At 69.8% G+C, this 2,630-nt stretch carries 3 protein-coding genes; 2 read left to right on the top strand and 1 reads right to left on the bottom strand.

The features are described from left to right. Together LQV45_RS25040 and LQV45_RS25035 are read left to right on the top strand one after the other, a co-directional pair. Positions 1 to 483, top strand: a 483-nt coding sequence (locus tag LQV45_RS25040; RefSeq protein ID WP_230009326.1) for a DUF2252 family protein, incomplete at its 5' end; no start/stop codon positions are given. Between the two features lie 28 nt (positions 484 to 511). Then, on the top strand, positions 512 to 2,014 hold the full coding sequence (locus LQV45_RS25035; protein ID WP_230009325.1) for an FAD-dependent oxidoreductase: 1,503 nt from the start codon (positions 512 to 514) through the stop codon (positions 2,012 to 2,014). On the opposite strand, the gene LQV45_RS25030 is transcribed toward LQV45_RS25035, so the two are convergent. Continuing rightward, on the bottom strand, positions 2,011 to 2,630 hold a 620-nt coding region (locus tag LQV45_RS25030; protein WP_230009324.1), incomplete at its 5' end, for a CDP-alcohol phosphatidyltransferase family protein. The two genes, LQV45_RS25035 and LQV45_RS25030, sit on opposite strands and share 4 nt — an antisense overlap.

The raw sequence follows: 2,630 nt of genomic DNA, 5'->3' as shown, positions 1-2,630 counted from the left end.
GTCCTGCTCCAAGGACGCGATCAACAGGACCCCTTGTTCCTCCAGGTCAAGGAGGCGACGAGGTCGGTGCTCGAGGACCACTTGCCGAAGAGCAAGTTCAAGCAGCCGGGCGAGCGCGTGGTGCAGGGCCAGCGGATGATGCAGGCCGCGAGTGACATCTTCCTGGGGTGGACCAAGGGGGTACAGGACAACCGGTACCTGTATTGGCGCCAACTGCGTGACATGAAGGGCTCAGCCGTTGTGGAAGGGATGAAGCCGCTCGGCATGACCTTCTATGCCGACGCCTGCGGCTGGACGCTGGCGCGGGCCCACGCCCGGTCCGGCGACCCCATCGCGATCGCGTCCTACCTCGGTAAGAGCGACAAGTTCGAACGCTCCATCAGCGATTTTTCCGAGCGGTACGCGGACCAGAACGAAAAGGACTACCAGGCCTTCGCCGACGCGGTTCGCTCCGGCCGTCTGGAAGCTACTGAGGGCCTCTGATTCCGGATGTTCAGCAGAAGGCGCCGCCGTGGGTGAACGGCTCGAAGGACGGCAGGTTTCGCTCTGGATCGCCACAACCGGTACCACCCGCTATCCCTCCCTGGACACGGATCTTGAGGTCGACGTCGCCGTCGTCGGGGGAGGGATCGCCGGCCTGACGGCGGCGCTGGCCCTCAAGCGCGCCGGCAGCACCGTCGCGGTCCTGGAGGCAGCCCGCATTGGCACCGGCGTCACTGGGCACACCACCGGCAAGGTCACCTCCCTGCACCGGCTGGCCTACACCGAACTCGCGGACCGGCACGGACCGGACGTGGCGGGCACGTACGGGCAGGCCAACCAGGCCGCCATCGAGCACATTGCGCGTGTCGTCGCGGAGGAGGGCATCGACTGCGACTTCCGCAGGGTATCCAATTACACCTACGCAGAATCCGACGACGCCCTCGCCCGGGTCCGCGGCGAGGCGGCCCTGGCCGGGCGGCTCGGCCTGCCAGCCGTCTTTACCTCCGAGGTGCCGCTGCCGTTCGGTGCCCGGGGCGCAGTCCGGTTCGACGGCCAGGCGCAACTCCACGCGGTCAAGTACCTCCAAGGCCTCGCCCGCGCCGTGGACGGGAGCGGAAGCCACGTACTGGAGGACTCGCGCGTCACCTCGGTCCAAGACGGGGTGCCCGCCGCCGTCGGGACCGGGAGCGGCACCGTCCGGGCGCGCGAGGTGATCATTGCCACCAACGTCCCCGTTGGCGACGCCGGCCTGTTTGCCGAGCGCTGCTACCTGCACCGTTCCTACGTCGTTGCCAGCCTGGCACCCGCCGTGCCCCTGGAGGGGACCTTCATCAGCGTCGACGAACCGATGCGCTCCATCCTGGCGATCGACATTGAGGGTTCCCGATTCGTTCTCACCGGCGGCGAGGGGCACCGTGCCGCCGAGGCCAGCGATGCCGCCGAGCGGTACCGCCGCCTCGCGGCTTTCTCCCGGGAACGCCTCGGCACCGGGGAGACCAGCTTCCGCTGGTCCACGCAGGACAACATGCCCGTCGACGGGTTGCCCTACGCCGGGACTTTGACTCCGACGGCGGCGCACCTTCATGTGATCACCGGCCTGCGCAAATGGGGCCTGACCAACGGCACCGCGGCCGCCCTGATCCTGGCCGACACCCTGTCGGGCCGTCACAACCCCTGGGCCGCGGTATTCGATACCAACCGCCCTTCCGCCCGCCAGGCCGGCGGGGTGCGGCAGCAACCGGACCAGCCGCCCCCACACCGGCTGCCGGATCAACCGGCCGTCGCCGGGCTGAGACCCGGCGAAGGCACCGTCGTGGAGATCGATGGCGAAATGACCGCCGTCTACGCTGGCGCTGCCGGGGGCCTCCTCGCCGTCTCGGCCATCTGCACGCATCTGGGTTGCACGGTCGCGTTCAACGCGGACGATTCGACGTGGGACTGCCCCTGCCACGGCTCGCGGTTTTCCGCCGACGGCGCCGTCATCCAGGGCCCGGCGACGATGGACCTGGCGCCGAGACCCGCACCGCGTTAGGTTCCTGCCGGTGTTCCGGCCCGTATGGCGGGGGAGCCGGCGGCCGAAGCGCGGCTTGCCCGGAGCCGTTCCAGCTCGACCACGTCCCGCCCGAATGAAAAGGCCAGCAGCCCAAGCGCCGGCCCGAGCACCATGGCTCCCAGCGGCGGAGGCACCCCCGGCAACAGGGCGAACAGCAGGGCGGCCGGCTGGGTGGCTCCGATGACCCTGCGGACCGTGCTGGACGGCAGCGGGTTCTTCAGGGACGCCCGGAACCAGGCCGCTGCGAGGAACGCGTAGTACATCAGGCCGATGCCCAGGGGCCACAGGCCGAACTTTCCCGCCGCGGCGCAGGACAGCACCAGGACCAGCGCGGCGTCCGTATCCGAATCCAGGCGTGAACCCTCGGCCGTGGCACATCCCGTGAACCGGGCCACCCGTCCGTCGACGGCATCGAGCAGGAACGCGGCCGTGCCCAGGACCACCACCAGAAGGTCTGGTCCGGTTCCGGCTCCGGCGATCAACCCCACCACCGTTTCGGCGGCACAGCAGGCCACGATGCCGGCCCTGCCGAGGGTGACGCGGTCCGCGGGGGTGGAAAAAGGGGGTTTCCGCCGCAGAACGGAGCCGGCGGCCC

The sequence above is a fragment of the Microbacterium sp. Bi128 genome, from assembly GCF_918698205.1.
This window is presented reverse-complemented; position numbering and strand designations above follow the sequence as displayed.